The 20,278-nt window shown below is 55.5% G+C and carries 15 protein-coding genes and 1 tRNA gene; 11 read left to right on the top strand and 5 right to left on the bottom strand.

Annotation, left to right across the window (positions count from 1 at the left end):
- From HMPREF3178_RS29210 to HMPREF3178_RS29185, 6 genes are all read left to right on the top strand, one after another.
- The coding region (locus tag HMPREF3178_RS29210; protein ID WP_139146050.1) for a type I secretion C-terminal target domain-containing protein at positions 1 to 3,197 on the top strand (3,197 nt) is incomplete at its 5' end.
- 170 nt (positions 3,198 to 3,367) lie between these two features.
- Entirely contained in the window at positions 3,368 to 4,804 is a 1,437-nt protein-coding gene (locus HMPREF3178_RS29205) for a TolC family outer membrane protein (RefSeq protein WP_029496845.1), read from the top strand.
- Positions 4,801 to 6,948, top strand: coding sequence for a type I secretion system permease/ATPase (locus HMPREF3178_RS29200; RefSeq protein WP_017146182.1), 2,148 nt, complete (start codon positions 4,801 to 4,803; stop codon positions 6,946 to 6,948). Before HMPREF3178_RS29205 ends, HMPREF3178_RS29200 begins: the two co-directional genes overlap by 4 nt.
- On the top strand, positions 6,945 to 8,150 hold the full coding sequence (locus HMPREF3178_RS29195; protein WP_004111917.1) for an HlyD family efflux transporter periplasmic adaptor subunit: 1,206 nt from the start codon (positions 6,945 to 6,947) through the stop codon (positions 8,148 to 8,150). Before HMPREF3178_RS29200 ends, HMPREF3178_RS29195 begins: the two co-directional genes overlap by 4 nt.
- 224 nt (positions 8,151 to 8,374) lie before the next feature.
- Positions 8,375 to 11,518: a glycosyltransferase gene (locus HMPREF3178_RS29190; RefSeq protein WP_017146181.1), complete on the top strand. Its 3,144-nt coding sequence runs from the start codon at positions 8,375 to 8,377 to the stop codon at positions 11,516 to 11,518.
- Between the two features lie 42 nt (positions 11,519 to 11,560).
- Complete coding sequence (locus HMPREF3178_RS29185; protein WP_004100814.1) at positions 11,561 to 12,529, top strand: hypothetical protein; 969 nt, start codon at positions 11,561 to 11,563, stop codon at positions 12,527 to 12,529.
- Here HMPREF3178_RS29185 and hspQ read toward each other — a convergent pair.
- On the bottom strand, positions 12,526 to 12,843 hold the full coding sequence (hspQ, locus tag HMPREF3178_RS29180; protein ID WP_004100817.1) for a heat shock protein HspQ: 318 nt from the start codon (positions 12,841 to 12,843) through the stop codon (positions 12,526 to 12,528). The genes HMPREF3178_RS29185 and hspQ overlap by 4 nt on opposite strands.
- A 59-nt stretch (positions 12,844 to 12,902) precedes the next feature.
- Positions 12,903 to 14,105, bottom strand: a complete 1,203-nt coding sequence (gene rlmI, locus HMPREF3178_RS29175; protein ID WP_004100820.1) for a 23S rRNA (cytosine(1962)-C(5))-methyltransferase RlmI — start codon at positions 14,103 to 14,105, stop codon at positions 12,903 to 12,905.
- A 190-nt stretch (positions 14,106 to 14,295) separates the two neighbouring features.
- Between rlmI and HMPREF3178_RS29170 the strand changes: the two genes are divergently transcribed.
- Genes HMPREF3178_RS29170 through yccX form a run of 3 tightly spaced genes read left to right on the top strand, consistent with a single transcriptional unit; the run spans position 14,296 to position 15,989 of the window.
- Complete coding sequence (locus HMPREF3178_RS29170) at positions 14,296 to 14,850, top strand: YbhB/YbcL family Raf kinase inhibitor-like protein (RefSeq protein WP_004100822.1); 555 nt, start codon at positions 14,296 to 14,298, stop codon at positions 14,848 to 14,850.
- A gap of 16 nt (positions 14,851 to 14,866) precedes the next feature.
- A complete protein-coding gene (locus tag HMPREF3178_RS29165; protein WP_017146180.1) occupies positions 14,867 to 15,655 on the top strand; it encodes a helix-turn-helix domain-containing protein in 789 nt (262 codons plus the stop codon).
- 52 nt (positions 15,656 to 15,707) lie between these two features.
- On the top strand, positions 15,708 to 15,989 hold the full coding sequence (gene yccX, locus HMPREF3178_RS29160) for an acylphosphatase (protein WP_004100825.1): 282 nt from the start codon (positions 15,708 to 15,710) through the stop codon (positions 15,987 to 15,989).
- Here yccX and tusE read toward each other — a convergent pair.
- Both tusE and yccA read right to left on the bottom strand, forming a co-directional pair.
- Positions 15,986 to 16,315 (bottom strand): sulfurtransferase TusE, encoded by a 330-nt coding sequence (tusE, locus tag HMPREF3178_RS29155; protein WP_004100828.1) that lies wholly within the window; start codon positions 16,313 to 16,315, stop codon positions 15,986 to 15,988. The two genes, yccX and tusE, sit on opposite strands and share 4 nt — an antisense overlap.
- 88 nt (positions 16,316 to 16,403) lie before the next feature.
- Positions 16,404 to 17,063 carry an FtsH protease modulator YccA gene (gene yccA, locus HMPREF3178_RS29150; protein WP_004100829.1) on the bottom strand — a complete coding sequence of 220 codons (660 nt, stop codon included), beginning with the start codon at positions 17,061 to 17,063 and terminating at the stop codon, positions 16,404 to 16,406.
- 267 nt (positions 17,064 to 17,330) lie between these two features.
- On the opposite strand from yccA, the gene HMPREF3178_RS29145 reads away from it, so the two are divergent.
- Positions 17,331 to 18,959, top strand: a complete 1,629-nt coding sequence (locus HMPREF3178_RS29145) for an ABC transporter substrate-binding protein (protein ID WP_004100830.1) — start codon at positions 17,331 to 17,333, stop codon at positions 18,957 to 18,959.
- A gap of 143 nt (positions 18,960 to 19,102) precedes the next feature.
- Positions 19,103 to 19,190: transfer RNA gene (locus HMPREF3178_RS29140), tRNA-Ser, on the top strand.
- Positions 19,191 to 19,415: 225 nt separating this feature from the next.
- On the opposite strand, the gene HMPREF3178_RS29135 is transcribed toward HMPREF3178_RS29140, so the two are convergent.
- Positions 19,416 to 20,276 (bottom strand): ketose-bisphosphate aldolase, encoded by an 861-nt coding sequence (locus HMPREF3178_RS29135; protein WP_017146179.1) that lies wholly within the window; start codon positions 20,274 to 20,276, stop codon positions 19,416 to 19,418.
- Between the last annotated feature and the right edge of the window lie 2 nt (positions 20,277 to 20,278).

The following is a 20,278-nucleotide window of genomic DNA, read 5'->3' as shown; positions in this document are numbered from 1 at the left end:
ATTCTGACAGCGACTCGGATTCTGACAGTGATTCGGATTCCGACAGTGACTCCGACTCCGACAGCGATTCGGATTCCGACAGCGACTCGGATTCCGACAGTGACTCGGATTCAGACAGTGACTCGGACTCTGACAGCGATTCTGACTCCGACAGCGACTCGGACTCTGACAGCGACTCCGATTCCGACAGCGATTCCGACTCCGACAGCGATTCCGACTCTGACAGCGACTCGGACTCTGACAGCGATATTGAGGCCAACCCCGATAGCAACAGCCCGGACGTTGTCGCGCTGGAAGGTAACCTGAACAACGTCAGCGGTACCAGCGGTCAACTGGTTGGCCTGACCTTGCTCAGCACCGTCGATGTCTCGCTGCTGGCGGGCAATAATCTGCGCTTTAGCGTGGGATCCGGCACCGTGGAGGATATGACGGTATCGGTGAACGGCAACTCGCTGCTGACGGCGAGCGGATTGCTGACCACTATCGTCAATCTGCTGGGGGCAGGAAATACCCTGAAGGCCGATCTGTCGGTGGTGAATACGGTCACCGGTGAAGTTGTGGCGATAGCGGAAAACAGCGTCTCTATCTCGGCGAGCCTGCTTGGCGGGCTCTCCTATAACGGCACGGTCTCCTTCGCCAATCTGCCGGCCGGCGACTACACCATGGTTATCTCTGCGCCGGAAAGTAACGGCACCCTGGTATCGTTAATCAACGCGCTGGCAGCGGCCCAGGTGGCAAGCTTCGTCAACGTGGATGTAACGGATTCGGTTGGCTACAGCGTCGGCGCCATTGAAGGTAACGTGCTGGATACAACCGCCAGCGGCGATATGCAGGATAGCGGTCAGGGCATCTCGGTCACCAGTGCGGTATCGGATTCCGTCGACGGATCGACCCCGGTCAATGTGACCAGCGCTGGCGTCGATATCACCGGAGCTTATGGGGTGCTGACGATTCACTCTGATGGCAGCTATAGCTACCAGTTGACCAAAGGCGGGGCCGCTATCGGTAAATCGGATGTCTTTAGCTATACCATTACCGATGAAGCGGGTAATACATCGACGACGAACCTGACGATTAATATCGGCGGCAATATCGAACCGGCGCAGGCCAATCCGGATGCTCAGGAAACGGATCTGACCGCGACGTTCGATACCCTCAACGGAGAAAGCGGTACCGTCGGGCAGCTCGTCGGCGTCTCGTTACTCGGTAACGTCAATGTTGGGTTACTTAACGGTAATAGCTTTGACTTTGATGTGGCCGCCGGCGCGAACGAAAAAGTGCTGCTGACGGTCTCAGGGAGCACCGGTCTGAGTCTGGGCGCGGCACTGACGACGCTGCTGAGCCTGTTGGGCGGCGCATCGTCCTTCACGGCGGATCTCTCTATCATCGATAAGGCTACCGGAGAAGTCGTGCAGGTCCTGACAAACGCCGTCAACATTAACGTTAACGGCATCGGGCTCAGCCTCGGCTATAGCGGAGGCGGCTGGTCCTCGATGTTACCTTCAGGATCGTATACGGCGGTGGTCTCCTCACCGAATACCGGAGGCCTGCTGGGGGCCCTGCTGGACCTGAACCTGGGGACCTTTGTCAACGTCTCGGTCACCGATTCTGAGGGCTATCACACCGACAGCCTGACGGGCAACGTGCTGCAAAGCGATGGTGCAGGCGACGTGGCGGATACAGGGGTCAATATTAAGGTGACCAGCGTCACCGCCACCTCGGTTAACGGCGCTGAACCTAAGGAGGTCAGCGGCAGCGGAACGACGATAGAGGGCGCATGGGGATCGTTGACCATCCACAGCGACGGTAGCTATACCTATCAGCCTTATGGCGGAGTGAATAGCGTCGGTCAATCGGAAGTCTTTACGTACACCATTACTGACAGCCTCGGCCACACGGCGAGCACCACGCTGACGATCGATATCGATAGCCCGGCTTCGCTGGCGGTCAATGACCAGGTCACGCTGAACGTAGCAACGGCGCTGGCAACGGTGAATGTTCCGGCGATTGACACTGCGGGGCTGAATACAAGCGGTAAATCAACCACGGGAGGCGTATCAGCAACCAGGACCATCAACTTCAGCGTTGGGGCCGATCGCGAAATGGATACGCTCTCGGTGAAAGTGAACTACACCGCGAGTGGCTCGGTGGTCAATACCGTCAGAATTGACAGCACGGTCAGCATTTATCACGTGCTCAGCGATGGCAGTAAGGTTCTGGTATGGCAGGGCACGCCGACAGAGAGCTTGACCACCGTTATCGGCACCACAACAAATGCTGCGGATACGTTAACGCTGATGAATGTGGCATTGAGCGAAGGTAACTACGAGATGGTTCTGGTGTCTAAGGCGACCGCCACTCTTGATACTTTCTTAACGCCGGCACCGAATTATACCGTCGGGGCTTCGATAACCGGTACGACCATTGACACCGCGACGCACTACACGGTAGCGGGAACCAACGTCAGTGGAAATATACAGAACGGAAATAACTCAGGCGGTACGGAAGATTTCCATGGCGTACTGTACTCGTCTTACAGCGTCTCCGGACACACTTCCAGCGGCGCTGCGGAAACCTGGACTTTCCACAGCAATGGCAGTATCACGACCAGCAACGGGAGTAACGTAAGCGCAACCAGCGTCACAATTTACGGTGACTATGGCACCCTGACGATGGCGAATAATGGTTCTTACACCTACAGTCTGAAGGCAGGAATGGATGTGTCGACCATCACGCATAAGGAAGTCTTTGCCTACTCGGTGAACGACAGCAATGGCGCTTCTTCCGCGGCGACGCTGACTATCGATCTGCATCCGCAGATTACCGGCAGCGTGAACGGCGACGACATCCACAGTACCGCTTACGACGATACCTTCACCCTGGGCATCGGGGCCGACACGGTAATCTACAACCTGCTGGCCGATGATAATACCGGCGGCAACGGAAGCGATACCTGGAAGGACTTCTCGGTTGCGCAAGGGGATCATATCGACGTATCGGCGCTGCTGGTCGGCTGGGATGGTAACAGCAGTAGCCTGGGCAATTATGTCACCTTGAGCTACGTGGGCAGTAATACGGTGGTATCTATCGACCGCGACGGTGGCGCAGGCGGCCATCAATCGACAACCTTAATCACGCTGGAAGGGGTGCATATCAATTCGCTCAACGAGCTGCTTGATACTAATAACTCCAACTAACTAGCTTAAATCGATGACGGCACAGGGAAGCGCCGTCCAGATTATTTTATCGCGGAGGAATCATTCAGGTCAGTGAAGCGGGAGATCGCCGACTATCATTTAATAAAAATAATGATGCGGAAATTATTATATCCGTTTTTTCAGTGCGTGTTTTCTGAAGGGTAAATTTGATGCGTCTATTTATACAAAAAAGGAATGTCATAACCTGTGGCTATACAGCTCTATTAATCACGTTAAATCCGTCGCTTTCAGCTCATGCGGAAAATTCATATTTGCTGCCGAATGAGATTAGCAGCCAGCGTTTAACCGATAATCAGCAGGTCGCGGGGTATAACGACGAGATTATTAACAGTCAGACCCGAATATCCGGTCCGCTGGATATTAAAAAGGCGGTAAAAAACGCGGTGAACTGGCATCCCTCTATTACGCAGGAGGTCAGTAAGCTTCAGGAGATGGCGCAAAAAGTTGATGTGGCGAAAGCAAAATATTACCCGCAAATAAGTGCGGGTATGAATAATGGTTATACAAACACTTATTCTGATGCCGGATATACGCCATCGCTGGTCGTCTCAGTGTCGCAAATGCTTTACGACTTCGGCAAAGTGTCCAGTTCGGTGAGAGCAGCAGACTCCGGCGTGGCTCAGCAGCAGGCCACCGTGATGCTGAATATCGATCAGGTCGCTCACGATACCGCCGCGGCGGTAGTCCAGGTGCAGGGCTATCAAAAGCTGGTTGAAATCGCCAAAGCGCAGGTTAACTCGCTACAGCAGATCGGCGATCTTATTCGCCAGCGCAACGATGCGGGGGCATCTTCATTATCGGACGTTGTGCAGACCGATACCCGCGTGGAAGGCGCGCAATCCACGCTCCTGCAATATCAGGCGGCCCTTGAACGCTGGAAAGCCACGCTCGCGACCTATATCGGCATCGGCGGAATCGCGACGGTAACGGATGATGTCCCGCAGGGAATGGATGCCGCCTGCGCGGTATCCAAAATCGATTACCGTTCCGTTCCAGCGGTACTGGCGGCGCTGGCCCAGGCCGGTCAGGCGCAGGCGCAGCTGGATAACGCCAACGCGCAAATGCTGCCGACGATTTCCCTGGAACCGGAGGTGACCCATTACCTTAACGATAACTACGCCAACAGCGCGGTGCTGAATAAAACGCAATATTCCGCTTGGGTAAAAGTGCAAATGCCTATCTACCAGGGCGGGGCGATGACCGCCTCCCGAGACGCCGCCCAACAAAGTCTGGCGGCGGCGAATGCGGCGATCAAAACCGCCCAGCTGGACGCCAGCCAGAAGCTGAACGCCTCTCGCGATGAAGCGGTCAATCTTGTCCAGTCGCTGGGGATTCAGAAACGACAGCAGCAGCTGGGCGAGCAAACCCGGGCGCTGTACCAGGATCAGTATCTCCAGCTCGGTTCACGGCCGCTGCTGGATCTGCTCAACGTCGATCAGGAAATTTACCAGGCCAGATTTAGCCAGGTCCTGACGGAATCACAACTGCGCTCGCTGGAGCTGGACTGCCTGTTCAGCACCGGCAAGATGCGCACGGTGTTCGCGCTGGAAAATCAAAATATCCAGGGCGTGGAGATCCGCCCATGACCCCACAAGATGAACGTGCCGGAATACCGCACTTGTCCGATTGGTCGAATGCGATTGCCTTTATTGCCAACCACTATCGACAAAGTTTTTCTCCCGGAACGCTACATGCGGCTGCCGAATGGGCGACGCAGAAAACGCTGCCCGAAGCGCTCCGGCACCTGGCGCGCCACGCCGGATTACACTGCCAGTTTTTATCCGCCACCGATCAGAAAATGTCGGCCTGGCGGCTACCGCTCGTTATCCAGCTGCGCGATGGCCAGGTGGCGATAGTTGAAAGCTTTGACGTCAATAATGCCGTCGGGGTGCGGTTCGTGAAGGAGCTGTCGCTGCTCAGCTACTGCCCGCTGGAAACTCTGCTGCCGGAAATTGACAAGACCGTTGCTTTTCGCCCGTCGGCTCCGGAAAGGGATATTCGTACAGAAAGCTATCTGACCCGCTTTCAGCCGGACTGGCTGCGTAAAATTGTGCTGAAAGATCTTCGCCCCTATATGCACGTCATGCTGGCTTCGTTCGCCATTAACGTTCTGGCGCTGAGCGGGATTCTGTTTTCGATGCAGGTATACGATCGGGTGATCCCGGCCCAGTCTTATCCCACTCTTTATGTCCTGTTCAGCGGCGTATTGCTGGCGGCGGTATTTGCTTTTGCGCTGAAAATTATGCGCGGACACGTCACGGATCTGCTCGGCAAACGTGGGGATATTCGGGTCTCGGACCGGGTTTTCGGCCACGCGTTGCGCCTGAAAAACAGCGCAGTGCCGCGCTCAACGGGGAGCTTTATTTCGCAAATCCGCGAGCTGGAGCAGGTGCGCGAAATGATGACCTCAACGATGATGACCATCGTGGCGGATTTACCGTTCTTTTTGCTGTTCCAGGTGGTGCTGTTTATCGTCTCGCCGTGGCTAAGCTGGATAGCGCCGGTGGCGACGGTTCTGATGATCCTGCCCGGCCTGCTATTGCAGCGCAAGCTCGCGGCGCTGGCCAACAAAAATCAGCACGAAAATACCTTACGAAACGCCATTCTGGTGGAGAGTATTCAGGGTTTGCAGGACATCAAAATGATGCAGGCGGAAAGCCGCTTTTTGCATCAGTGGAGTAGCTATATTGCGATTACCGCCGAGTCGGGGGTCAGAACGCGCAGGCTCACTCACGGCCTGGTCAGCTGGGGAATGTCGGTACAAAACCTGCTATACGCCACGGTAGTGGTGGTCGGCGCGCCGCTGGTGATTAATGGCGACATCACCACCGGGGCCATGGTGGCGGCATCGATGCTTTCAACCCGCATGGTCGCGCCGATGACCGCGCTGTGCGGCGTGCTTGCTCGCTGGCAGCAGGTGAAAACGGCGAAGGCCAGCCTCGATAATCTGATGGCGCTACCGGTCGAAGGCGGCCAGGACGAACCCCGGGTTCACCGCGCCGTGCTGCACGGTAACTATGAGTTCCGCCAGGCGGAATTCCGCTACGGCCTTAACGACGCCGCGATTCCGCTGCGAATTAACCAGCTATCGATTAAAGCCGGTGAGAGAATCGCCATCCTTGGGCGAATCGGCGCCGGTAAATCGACCCTATTGCAGGCGATGATGGGCAACGTCGAGCTGGTCGCCGGCGAACTGCGGCTGGATGATTTAAGCCTGCCGCAGATCGACCTTGCGGATATTCGCCGCAACGCCACTTTGCTCACCCAGGAGGCGCGGCTGTTTCACGGCACCCTGCGCGAGAATTTAATCCTTGGGCGGCCAGCGGCGACGGATGATGAAATCTTCTCGGTGCTTACCCTGTGCGGCGCTCTGGAGTTTGTACGCAAACTGCCCCTCGGCCTCGAACATATTGTCATGGAAGGCGGGGTGGGGCTTTCAGGCGGCCAGCGCCAGTCGCTGCTGCTGGCCAGAACCCTGCTGCGCGATCCGAACATCGTCCTGCTTGATGAACCGACCTCTTATTTCGACGAGCGAACGGAAAAGGCCTTTGTGGAACAGCTGGCGCTGTGGGCCGGCGAGCGAACGATGATTATCGCCACGCATAAAGCGGCGGTGCTCAATATCGTTGACCGGATTCTGGTCATCCAGGATGGACAGCTGGCGCTGGATAAACCTAAAGCCACCGTCTTTGAACAAGAGAAAGCCCGCGGCCAGGTGGTGAATATATGAATAAGCTTCCCCTGATGGCGGATCATGACCCGGTGGCGCTGCTGCCGGATAACGAACAAGACGAAGCGAAGATCGTAAAATCGCGGCGGCTGATACTGCTGCTGGCCGGTATGCTGCTGGTGGGCGCTGTCTGGGCCTGGTTCGCCGTGCTGGATGAAGTCTCTACGGGCACCGGAAAAGTGATCCCCAGCTCCCGGGAGCAGGTGATTCAGACCCTCGATGGCGGCATCTTAACCGAGCTGAACGTGCAGGAGGGCAGCAAAGTGCAAGCCGGACAGGTCGTGGCGCGCCTCGACCCCACCCGCAGCGAATCTAACGTGGGGGAAAGCCAGGCGAAGTATCGCGCCTCTCTGGCGGCGAGCATTCGCTTAACTGCTGAGGTCAACAATCAGCCGCTGGTGTTTCCCGACACCCTGAAAGCCTGGCCCGCGCTGTTGGCGGAGGAGACCCGCCTTTACCATAGCCGCAAGGAGCAACTGAGCAAATCGACGCGTCAGCTGGATGAGTCGTTAAAGCTGGTCAATAGCGAACTGGCCATTACTGAAAAACTGGCGAAAACCGGGGCGGCGAGCAACGTCGAAGTGCTGCGTCTTCGTCAGCAGGTCGCGGATATTAGTTTTAAAAAAATCGATCTCAATACGCGTTATTTTGTTGACGCGCGTGAACAGCTGTCAAAAGCCAATGCCGATGTAGCCAGCCTGGCGGAAGTGATTAAAGGGCGCGCCGATTCGGTGACGCGTTTAACCGTCCGCTCGCCGGTACAGGGAATTGTTAAAAATATTAAGGTCAATACTATTGGTGGGGTTATTGCGCCCAATGGCGAATTGATGGAAATCGTGCCTGTAGACGGCCGTTTATTAATCGAAGCGCGGATCTCCCCTCGCGATATTGCTTTTATCCATCCCGACCAGCAGGCGCTGGTCAAAATTACCGCCTATGATTATGCCATCTATGGCGCACTTAACGGCGTGGTGGAAACCATATCGCCGGATACCACTCAGGATGAAGCTAAACCCGATATTTACTACTACCGGGTATTTATCCGTACTGATAATGATTACCTGGAGAATAAGAGCGGCAAGCGCTTTTTAATTGGCCCGGGGATGATCGCTACCGTTGATATTAAGACCGGTGAAAAAACGGTTATGGATTATCTGGTAAAACCATTTAATCGGGCCAAAGAAGCATTACGGGAGCGCTAATCAAAGTGCGAACATCTTGTCGGCTACGGGTTCTCCGCCGTTTGCGGTCCGGGAGATGTGTCGGGGCTGATACCCCGGCGCGGCATACGGGAATGACAGGTCGGATAAGGCGTCATACGCCACCCGACAATAATGTGGCGCAATCCCTAAAACGAGTTTGTTTGCAGTCTCTGATAATAATTTTTAAACATCCAACGCATTCTTGAATAAATGGAGAGGGAAAGATGGCGCTAAGTGACTTACTGCAACAAGCTTGCTTTCAGGCCAAAAAATTGAAATCCACCGTGTTGCCCTCTGACTATCCGGCATGGGTGATTTTCTTTAGCGTCAGCGATGGCAAAGAGCGGGCGCATATGCATATCGCCAGCGGAACCAGCTTCGATCTCGCCTGGCTGGCGGGGGCCAGAGCGCTGCAGGAGTGGCGTAAAAAGCAGGCCAATGAACCGCAGTGGCTGCGTATCGACGTTGTGGACAGCGTGGAAAAGCTCAGCTGGCACTCCCTCAATGAGAAATTCAGAGTCACCAAGCGCAACTATTTTCGCTTTGGACTCGCGTTTGACCCGCAGTTTAGCTGTGCGATGCTAGAGCAGGAAATCGCCGGCAACGCGCTGCTCTACGACGGCGACAATGGCGTCGTCGCGCCGAATAGCGTCAATTTGCAAAACTACGGCCAGCGGCGGTTTAAGCAGACGCTTAGCTGGCCGGAGGATCCGCAGCAGCCTCTGTGGCGTTTTAAAACCCAGGCGGTCTTTTGCGATCGCTTTGGCGTAAAAGTCATTGAACATGCCGGGAGGGGCTCCGGCTATCGCGCCATTGGGGAAAACTGGCAGCAAGCGTGCCTGGCTGAGGTGATTAAAAAAGGCAGCGATTATCTGGCCCGTCAGGTCAGGAAAGACGGGCTGTATCATTATGGCTGGTTTCCCTGTTTCGATCGCCCGGTCCGTTCCTATAACGCGCTGCGCCACGCCAGCTCGACCTATTCGCTGATCGAAGGCTGGGAAGCGACGCGCCTGCCGTCGGTTCGCCAGGCCATAGACCGGGCGATTGCGTATCTGGTAAGCACGCTGATTGAGGTGCGGACGTTGGATGATGGGCGCGAGGCAGCGTTCCTCTGCGACGTTGGCGAGGAGATCAAGCTTGGCGGTAATGCCGTCAGCATCCTGGCGCTGGTAAAATATACCGAAACGACCGGAGACCGGCAGTACCTGCCGCTGATGGCGCAGCTGGCGACCGGTATTGCCTGGATGCAGGATCCGCAAAGCGGCCAATTTGTTCATGTATTAAATAGCCACGATCTGTCGTTGAAGGCCAAATTCCGCATTATCTACTACGATGGCGAAGCGGCGTTTGCCTTGATGCGCCTGTACGGCCTGACCAAAGAGCCATTGTGGCTGGACGTGGTGGAAAAAGCCTTCGCCTATTTCATTCAAAACAAACACTGGCAGCATCACGACCACTGGCTGAGCTACTGCGTAAATGAATTAACCCGCTTCCGCCCGGAGGAGAAGTACTTTCGTTTTGGTCTCAATAATGTGCGCGATCATCTTGATTTCGTACTGCATCGTGTGACGACCTATCCCACGCTGCTGGAGCTAATGATGGCGGCGTCGGAAATGGTCACCCGGCTGGGCGCCTCGCCCGAGCACCGCCACCTGCTGGATGATTTTGACCAGCAAAAATTCTGGCAGGCGCTGGAAACCCGCGCCCGCTATTTGCTGAACGGCTTCTTCTGGCCCGAGCTGGCGATGTTCTTTAAAAATCCCGCGCGGATCGTTAACAGCTTCTTTATACGCCACCACAGCTACCGCGTACGTATCGATGACGTCGAACACTATCTCTCCGGCTTTATCGCCTATCAGAAATACCACTTAGCGGCAAAAAAGCCGTCGCTCCAGCAGGACAACGCGCCGTCGTCGATTGATGCGACGCCCGTTTTTCTGCTGGAGACGCTACGCGATGTCGGTAACGGTATCGAGGTGGCCGCCATGCGGCGGGCGAAGCTGTTCACCGAACATCTGCGCGCCGTACCCTGGCTGATTACCGCGACGTGGAATCCCGAATTACCCACGGTGGTCAAGGCGCTGAAGGCGCGGGGGGCGCTGCCCAAAGAGGTACCGGTTTATAACCTTTACCAGTGGTTAAGCGACTGCCTGGAGATGAACGCGATTGCGACGCTGGAGCCGCTGGTGGGGAGTATTGAACTCAGGCATGTCGTCAATCCCGACGCGGACCTGCCGGTGGGAAAACAGAACTTCCTGCTACGCCCGCAGGGGAAAATTATCGAAGATTATATCGATAGCGCCGGCAATATTCTGCTGCGTAAAAGCTTTGATGAGAAGAAAGGCAACCTGCGGCTCAGCGCTCTGGAAATTGCCCTCGCCGGGGGCGACGTCAAACGCTTTACTCTGGAGGAGGACTTTTTTTCGTGGATGCTGGAAACCATGCTGGCGGGGAAAGGGCGTTGGCACTTTATCGTGGATAAAAATAAAACGTGGAAAAACTTCGTCTGTTCACGGCCAGCTCAGCGTATGGCCTGCTCATTAAGCGCCATTATTCACTCCCATCATCAGCTCTCTAACGGCGCGCTGAAAAGCTCATATCGACACCTCCTGGAGCAGCCGGATCTCGTCGACCAGTTGATTATCCTCACCGATGAGCAGTGGCAGGATTTGCAGCAGGAGGGATTCCCGGCTACGCAGATGGCGGTGATCCCCAACCATCTCGATAACGGCAATATTCCGGCGAACCCGCAGAAAGTGCCGTCACAAACGGTTATCTACCTCGCGCGTTACTCGGAGGAGAAGCAGCACGCCTTACTGCTGAGCGCCTTTCGTAAAGTGCTGGCGGTTATCCCCGATGCGCAGCTGCACACTTATGGCGTAGGGCCGCTGCGGCGCAGCCTGAGCGCGCAGGTGGCGGAGTGGGGGCTGGCGCAGGCGATCCATATCAATGGCTTCACGTCCGACATCGCCCAGGCGCATAAAACGGCCTGCTGTACCGTGCTTTGTTCGACTCAGGAAGGGCAGTCTATTTCCGCCGTGGAGGCGATGGCCTACGGTACCCCGCTGATTAGCTTTGCTATCAAATACGGTCCGCGCGACATCCTGCAGGACAGGCAGGCGGGGATGCTGGTTCCCTGCGGCGATGAAGAAGCTCTGGCGGCGGCGTTGATCAAGGTTATCGCGGACAAAACGCTACAGCAAAGTATGCGGCAGGCCGCGCTGTGCAACGCTCAACGCTATTATGCCAGCGCCATCGCCGAACATTGGGCGGCGTGGCTGCAGGCCAGCGAGCGGCTGATGGCAGCGCTGGCGAAGGCGGATTTCGGCCTGGCCAGCAAGAGTCCACAGGCGGCTAGCGTTGGGTAACCGTCCGTGTCCGTTTCCCCCGCGCTCGCCGCAGGAGAGGCCATGAGGCGAGTCGTCGCGCTGCTGCTGGCCTGCGGCGGCTGTGCGCCGCTGCTGGCCCGTGACGTGGTGCAGGTTGCCCGCTGCGTGCCAGGATCGCTGCTGCACAATCATCATCTGGAAAAAGCGCACGTTGTCGATGAGTTTCATATTTATTACAGCCTGCAGGGTAAGGACGCCCTGCAATATCCGCAGGATAGTACCGGCGATGGCGTGCCGGATGTCGTGAAAGACATCGCGAGCCAGCTTCAGGCTGCAAAATATCTTTACACCTCGCTGCTGGGTCTGCGACCGCCGCTGCAGCAGAAAATTTATACCCAGGCCCGACAAATTAATATCTACCTGCTGACGCTTCCCAAAGGTCACGGCCTGGCCTTTGACCGCGTGGCGGCGGAGACCATGAGCGATGGCGCGACGCTCCCCTGCGGTTTAAAAATTGTCCTCAATGCGGCCCGGCGGCCGGCGCGCAACGTTACGCCCGCTCATGAATTGTTCCATTTGTATCAGTACGGCTACGCGGTTTTTAAACAGAAATGGTATCTGGAAGGCATGGCGCGCTGGATGGAAAATGCATTCAGGCCCGCGGAGCAAAGCATCTTGCCGTTAGCCGCCCCGCCCGTTTGCGAAAATTATTTCTCGCGCGGCTACGGCGCGGCAAGCTTTTGGGCCAGCTACGCGCAGCAGTCGTTTGCCGCCACCATATTGCCGGACCACGCGCTGGTGTATCGCTACATCGACGGTAGTCCTGTGTTTAAAATTCAGGTTTTACCGGGTGGGGCGATGCTCGCGCCTTTTTTTCAACAGCTTGCGCTTAATAGCGAGGGCATTTCACGTGAGATGAAGCTGGCTAATACCCGCTGGAGTGAAAAACAGCAGCGTGACGGACGGTTCAATAACCAGATATGCCAGGCGCTGGCAGCGACTGCAAAAAGAGAGGGGAATAAAAAACCCGCAGCGCGGGTTTTAGATTAGTTGCGCAATCGCGGCGCCTGCAGCTGCTGGCGTATGGTTCTCGCCAGCTCGTCCAGAGACGGTTGCTCCGGATGCTCGTCGCTGGGCTCGCTGCTTAGCTGCGCTTCTGCAAGATAAGTGTGAATCGGCTGGCCATCGTCATCTTCCATCACCACGTGATACCAGGGCGCAAGACGCAAATCGTCGTTAGCGGCGATTTCGTCCACTTCCGGCTCCGTGAGCGAATATTCTGGATCGACATCGACGATTACGCCCAGGTAGCCCAGAAGCGTGTGGCGAACTTGTTGGCCGATACCGAATTTGCTGGCTATCATAAGCACCTCCCGGGTTACATGATTACCTGCTATATGCGGGCCGATTCTCCATTTTCAAGTTACATAATGCGACAAGCAAACCCTTTCAGATATAGCCCTTCCGGATAGGTTGCAATCACCGGGTGATCGGCAGCCTGACGGAACTGTTCTATAAATTGTACATCACGTCCGGCATCCAGGGCGGCATCGGCGATGATTTTCTGAAATAAATCGGTGGTCATCAGGCCGGAGCAGGAGAAGGTCAACAGAATGCCGCCGGGGTTCAGGAGCTGGATCGCCAGCATATTGATATCTTTATAGCCGCGGCAGGCGCCCATCAGCTGGCTTTTGTTTTCGACAAACTTTGGCGGGTCCATCACGATGACATCAAACTTTTCGCCTGAATCGCGATATTTACGCAACAGCTTGAACACATCGTCACGGACGAATTCCGCTTTCGATAAATCCAGCTTATTCAGCTCAACGTTCTGTCTGGCGACGTCCAGCGCTTCCTGCGACGTATCGACGCTGACAACCTGACGGCAGCCGCCCATCAGCGCAGAGATGGCAAAACCGCCGGTATAGGAGAAGCAGTTCAGCACACGTTTATCCGCAACATAGCGACGCGTCGCCAGGCGGCTGTCGCGCTGGTCAAGGTAATAGCCGGTTTTGTGGCCGCCCTGAATGTCGACCAGCAGCTGCATACCGTGCTCGGTAATCGGCAGCAGGGCAGGCGGCAGTTCACCGATCACCGGCCCTTGCGCCAGCTCCAGGCCCTCTTTTTTACGTACCGCGACATCGCTACGATCGTAGATGGCGCAGTTCGGGAACAGCGTTTGCAGCGCGCTGACAATTGACGCGCGCTGATATTCAGCGCCGGCGCTCAGCAGCTGCAGCACAAAAAAGTCGCCAAAACGATCGATGGTAACGCCCGGCAGGCCGTCGGATTCTCCGGCAATCAGGCGGTAGCTATCGAGCCCGTCGCGGGCCGCCAGCCACTCACGCCAGGTGTGCGCCTGCTGCAGGCGACGCTCGAAAAAGGCGTTATCAATGGCTTCAGTGCGATCGAAGCTCCAGACGCGGGCGCGGATCTGCGACGAAGGCGAATAGGCGCCGCGGGCCAGCCATTTTCCCTGTGAATCCACAATATCGATGGTTTCACCTGAACGGGCTTTACCTTCCATCCGGGCGACGGCGCCGGAGAAAATCCACGGATGGCGACGCAGCAGGGATTTCTCGCGTCCTTTGGTTAACACTAAGCGGGGGAAAATGGAGTCTGTCATGGAGCTACCTTTAAGCAACGGGAATATCGGCACCGAAAAATGGCGCGTAGATTAGCACAAGTGGCTGTGGCAAGCACCATTCCACCGCTATCGGCAGGTGAGCGTTTCGGCACAAAATGCAGGCGCTTTGGCACAATAAAAATCTCGCCGCGATCTTACAGTATTTCCTCAACCGACGGAGGAGAATACGATGAAAACAGGATTGAAATGGGCTGTCGCAATAATGGTTATTATGAGCGGAACGGCGAATGCCGCAGCGTTTAGCATCAGCAGCGTAGATATGCGCGATGGCGAGTCTCTGGCGCAGAATCACTGGTTTGGCGGCTTTGGCTGCACCGGCGGCAATGTATCACCGCAGATCGCCTGGCAAAATGCCCCCGCGGGTACCCGTAGTTTCGCGGTGACCGCTTATGACCCGGATGCGCCGACCGGGAGCGGCTGGTGGCACTGGACGGTGGTGAATATTGCCCAACAGGTGACAAGTTTAGCCGCTGGCGCCGGAGACAAAAATAACGCTAAACTGCCTGCCGGGGCGGTACAGGGGCGCAATGACTTTGGCTATGCGGGTTTTGGCGGCGCGTGCCCGCCGGCCGGAGATAAACCTCATCGCTACCGCTTTACGGTCTGGGCGCTTGATACCCCGACGCTGCCCATTGATAGCGCGGCCAGCGGGGCGTTAGTCGGATTTATGTTACACAGCCACGCCATCGCCAGCGCGCAGTTAACGGCGCTGGCCGTAAGATAACAAAAAGGGCGGCATGATGCGGAATATCAATTTTTACCATAATGCGCTAACGGCGGCGGAAATTACCACCCGCCGTCTATGCAAACTGCACCGCGTCACGCTGTTCTCGCCCGCGATCTGCCGGGTAAACCGCGGCAGTAAGGTCATTGTGCAGGGAGCCAGCGAGATGCTGGCAACGCCGCAGCAGCTGATCATTTTGCCCGCCGAGGTGGAACTGGAGGTCATAAATCAGCCGGAAAACGGGCTGTTTTGCTCCGATCTGCTGTCACTAACGCCCGAGCTGTTGGCCGATTTTAAGCATCGCTATATGAGCGAACCGCAGGTCGGTCGTTTGACTTCGCTTTGCGCGCCGCTGGCGCCGGAACTGTCGTTTATGTGGCAGAGCGTTCTGCAGGCGGTGCGGGAAGGGCTTTCGGCGGAGTTACAGCATCATCAGGCGATGGGGTTGCTGCTGGCGTTGTATCAGGCCGGATACGCCGGACCGCTGCTTAACGAACGGCGCGACGACATAACCGGTCAGGTCAGGCAGATTATTATGCTGTCGCCTGCCGAAGCGTGGAGCGTGGCGAAAGTCGCAAAAATGCTGTTTCTTGGCGAATCGACGCTGCGCCGCCGTTTGCAGCAGGAGTCCCGGAGCTTTCGCCAGATCGTGGAAGAGGTGCGGATGGCCTACGCGCTGGGGCAATTACAGTCGACGTCGCGGCCCATTGGCGACATTGCGCAAAGCAGCGGCTATCTGTCAGGCTCGCGCTTTACCGCCCGTTTTCGTCAGCACTATGGATTATTACCAAAGCATGTACGCTGAAAGAATTTGCTATCCTCTGTCATTGAGTCAATGTCCGGAAAGGAGAGAAAGCATGGCAACGGTTTGCACGATGGCGTGGGTATACGGTTCCGTTCAGGGCGTCGGATTTCGCTATTCTACCCAGCGCGAGGCGCTACAGCTTGGGCTAACGGGATACGCGCGCAACCTAGACGACGGCGGCGTGGAGGTGCTTGCCTGCGGAGAGCCGGAGCAGGTGGAGAAACTTATCGCCTGGCTGAAAGCCGGTGGGCCGCGCAGCGCGCGGGTGGACAGGGTTCTGACCGAGCCGCATCAACCCACCAGAGAGTGGCAGAAATTCGCCATTTTGTATTAGATACACTTTACCGGTTTAGGCAGACCGGCGATTTTTGTCGCCTGCTTAGCCGGGCCTTTCGGAAACAGGCGGTAAAGATAGCGGCTGTTGCCTTTCTCTTCGCCGAACTTGTTCGCCATGGCTTTCACCAGCATGCGTATTGCCGGTGAGGTGTTGAATTCCAGATAAAAATCGCGCACGAAGCGCACGACTTCCCAGTGTTCAACGGACAGGGCGATGCCCTCCTGTTCAGCAATAACGGTCGCCATCGCCTCGCTCCACAGGGTCGTATCCTTCAGATAGCCTTCGCTATCGGTCTCTATTTCGTTGCCTTCAAAGATAAACATGATTCTTCACATACCGCTGAAAATGGCGGCAGTGTAGCAAAAAATAAGGCCCCGCATAAGCGGGGCCTGAGTTGAGCCGGGGAGAGGATTAGTCTCTGCTGGCGAAGCCAAGGATGCTCAGCAGGCTGACGAAGATGTTGTACAGCGAGACGTACAGGCTTACGGTCGCGCGGATGTAGTTGGTTTCACCGCCGCGGATGATGTTGCTGGTCTCAAACAGGATGGCGCCTGAAGAAATCAGGATAAACACCGCGCTGATCGCCAGATGCAGAGCCGGCAGCTGCAGGAAAATATTGGCAACCATACCGATAAGCACCACAACCACGCCCGCCATCAGCATGCCGCCGAGGAAGGACATATCTTTACGGGTCGTCAGCACGTAGGCCGAGCAGCAGAAAAACACCAGCGCGGTTCCGCCCAGCGCCAGGCCAATCAGATCGCCCATGCCCGCAGACAGGTAGGCATTGAGCATCGGCCCCAGGATATAGCCAAGGAAGCCGGTAAAGGCAAACGCGGAAATAATGCCGGTAGGTTTATTTGCCGTTTTATAGGTCAGGAACATCAGGCCATACATGCCGACCAGCGTCAGAATCAGACCCGGCGAAGGCAGCATCAGTACCGTGCTGGCCGTCGCCGTAATGGCGGAAAATGCCAGCGTCAGGCTAAGCAAAAAATAGGTGTTCCGCAGAACTTTATGCGTGCTAAGCAGCGATGAACGGTCACGCGACGATGTAATTATACGATCCATGAGTCACTCTCTTATGACAGATGTAATTAATAATGAAGCATAAAAAAAACGAGGCCGAAGCCCTAATGCTTTTACCCATCTTTACTCAAAGTAAACGGGCTGGATTCAGCATTTTATTCCAGTAAAAGACGAATAAGTGGAATTTTTATTCATTTGCTTTCTGTGGCCAGATCGAAATCTGATAACTAACTGAAAAATATTGCGTTATAGCCATTCTGCGACTAACTCTGGAGAGGGTACAAACGAAGCGTAACAAAGGCAAGGGATATGAAATCACAAAAATATAATCACATCACGCGGGTACTGCTGGCTGTCGGTCTGTTCTCAATCACTCTCCCGGCGCTGGCCGCGCAGGTGCCGCCGGGAACGGTGCTGGCAGAGAAGCAGGAGCTGGTCAGAAATAACGGCAGCGAGCCGTCGTCGCTGGATCCGCATAAAGTCGAAAGCGACGTTGAAAACAATATCATTAGCGATCTTTTCGAAGGGCTGGTCAGCGTTTCGCCAGCAGGCGACATTCAGCCCCGGCTGGCGGAGAAGTGGGAGAATAAAGATAACACCGTCTGGACCTTCCACCTGCGTCCAGGTGCGACCTGGTCTGATGGGACGGCGATTACGGCGCAGGATATCGTCTGGAGCTGGCAGCGTCTGGTGTCGCCGCTCACGGCGTCCCCTTACGCGAGTTATCCCGGCAATATGCATATCGTCAACGGTGCGGAGATAGCACGGGGTCAAAAAGCGCCCGAGACGCTGGGCGTCAGAGCGGTTGATGATGCGACCTTTGAGGTGACCTTAACCCAGCCGAATGCGGCGTTTTTGGCCATGCTGGCGCACCCGTCTCTGGTTCCGCTCGATAAAGTCCTCATTTCGCGCTACGGCGACAAGTGGACCAAACCGGAACATATGGTAACCAGCGGGCCCTACAAGCTGTCGCAGTGGGTGGTGAACGAGCGTATCGTCGCAGAGCGCAATCCGCGTTACTGGGATAACGCGCATACCGTCATCAATAAGGTGACCTATCTGCCGATAAGCTCTGAAGCCGCCGATATCAACCGCTACAAAGCGGGGGAGATCGACATCGTCTATACCGTGCCGATTAACCAGTTCGCCCAGCTTAAAAAAACTCTGGGCGAACAGCTGAATGTTTCGCCGCAGCTGGCGACCTACTATTACCAGTTCAATACGACCCGGCCGCCGTTTAATGACCCGCGCGTACGGCGGGCGCTGAATATGGCCCTCGATAAAGAGATTATCGCGGAGAAGGTACTGGGGCAGGGGCAGCGTCCTGCCTGGCTTGTCAGCCAGCCTGATATCGGTGGGGTGAAGCTGCACAATCCCGAATATGCCAGCTGGTCGCGCGATAAACGTATCGCCGAGGCGAAAAAACTGTTGAGCGAGGCCGGGTATAACGAGACCCATCCGCTGGTATTTAATTTGCTCTATAACACTTCGGAATCGCACCAGCGAATTGCCATCGCCGCCAGCTCAATGTGGAAAAAGAATCTTGGCGTCGAGGCGAAGCTGCAAAATCAGGAGTGGAAGACCATGCTCGACACCATGCACACGCATAATTTTGACGCCGTGCGCTACGCGTGGATTGCCGACTATGACGATGCCGCGACTTTTCTCAATACCTTCCGTACCGGCGATAGTGAAAATACCACTCAGTACAGTAATCCAGCCTACGATGAGGCGTTGCGCAATGCGGCAAAAGCGTCTGATACCGCGGCGCGGGGTCAGTTCTACCAGCAGGCGGAGGATTTACTAGGCCAGGATGTCCCGGCTATTCCGGTCTATCACTATGTGCGTACCCATCTGGTGAAGCCATGGGTCGGGGGTTTTACGCCGGATAAACTGGGGTATTACTACACCAAAGATATGTACATCAAAAAACATTAGGTCGGCGCGGGCAGTTTGCGCTGAATTTCTGCGCAAACTGCCTGAGTTTCAGACGAATAACACGTTTTTGCTTATTTTTAAGCCGATTGAACAAATTGATGCTTTACAGCCTCAACAGAGGTGTTTATAGTGCGCCCCATACCGGAAGCGTGGCCGAGCGGTTGAAGGCACCGGTCTTGAAAACCGGCGACCCGAAAGGGTTCTAGAGTTCGAATCTCTACGCTTCCGCCAAATAAAACAAGGGGTTACCGAAAGGTAACCCCTTGTTGCTTTGTAGTGTTGGAATATTCTGAGGTTCCAGCCCATAAAAAGACCCGCCGAAGCGGGTTTTTTTATGCCTGTTTTACTGCAACGGGTGCCCATCTGAGAGATGAGCTTCATTTCGCTGATTCATTCCCTGTTTTAGGGCATCAGCAACAGAGTCGGTCACGACTTCCTCTGCTCCCATCGCATACCTCAGACGTAGAGCGCCGCCTTGCCGATAGATGAAAACAAATGCATCTTGTGAACCACAACGGCTTTTGCGGCTTCCATTGGCCTGATAAATAAGCTGTTAGGTTCGTGGCTGCCTGATTTCAGCTCTTCTTCCAGAGCAACAAAGAATGCTTTTTTCATGTCGCTGGAAATATTGATTTTTCCGACCCCGTGCTGGATAGACTCGGCGACTTCTTCATCCTTATTTCCCGATCCGCCATGAAGAACCAGCGGGATGGTTAACCGCTGTTTAATGGATTTCAGCCTTTCGATATCCAGTTTTGGCTGCATTCCTGCAGGATATAAGCCATGCGATGTACCAATCGCGACCGCCAGCGTATCGACCCCGGTCTCGTTGACAAATTGCTCAGCCTGCTGCGGATCGGTATACAGTATTTCGCCATGCCCGCCTTCGCCGCTGCCTTGTGCCACGCCGATGGTACCCAGTTCAGCTTCAACGGAAACACCTGCAGCATGAGCGACTTCCGTCACGCGGCGTGTGATAGCGATATTGTCTTCCAGCGGGTGCGCTGAAGCATCAATCATCACTGAGGTATAGCCGGTGCGAATCGCCCGCATAACCTGCTCCAGAGTCTGCCCATGATCCAGGTGAATGACGACCGGTACCGTTGCTTTGATAGCCAGTTCACGAAGATAGAAAATAAAATCATCGCCGGTGAAATCATGTTCATCAGGATGAATTTCAAGAATAACCGGCGAACGCAGCTTTTCTGCAACCTCAATAACCGCTCTGGCGAATTCGGCAGAAGCAATATTAAAAGCGCCAATACCAAATTTATGTTGCTGAGCTACAGATAATAACTCTTTCATATTCATAAGCATGA

This window comes from Klebsiella sp. HMSC09D12 (assembly GCF_001808475.1).
Classification (GTDB): Bacteria; Pseudomonadota; Gammaproteobacteria; order Enterobacterales; family Enterobacteriaceae; genus Klebsiella; species Klebsiella oxytoca.
This window is presented reverse-complemented; position numbering and strand designations above follow the sequence as displayed.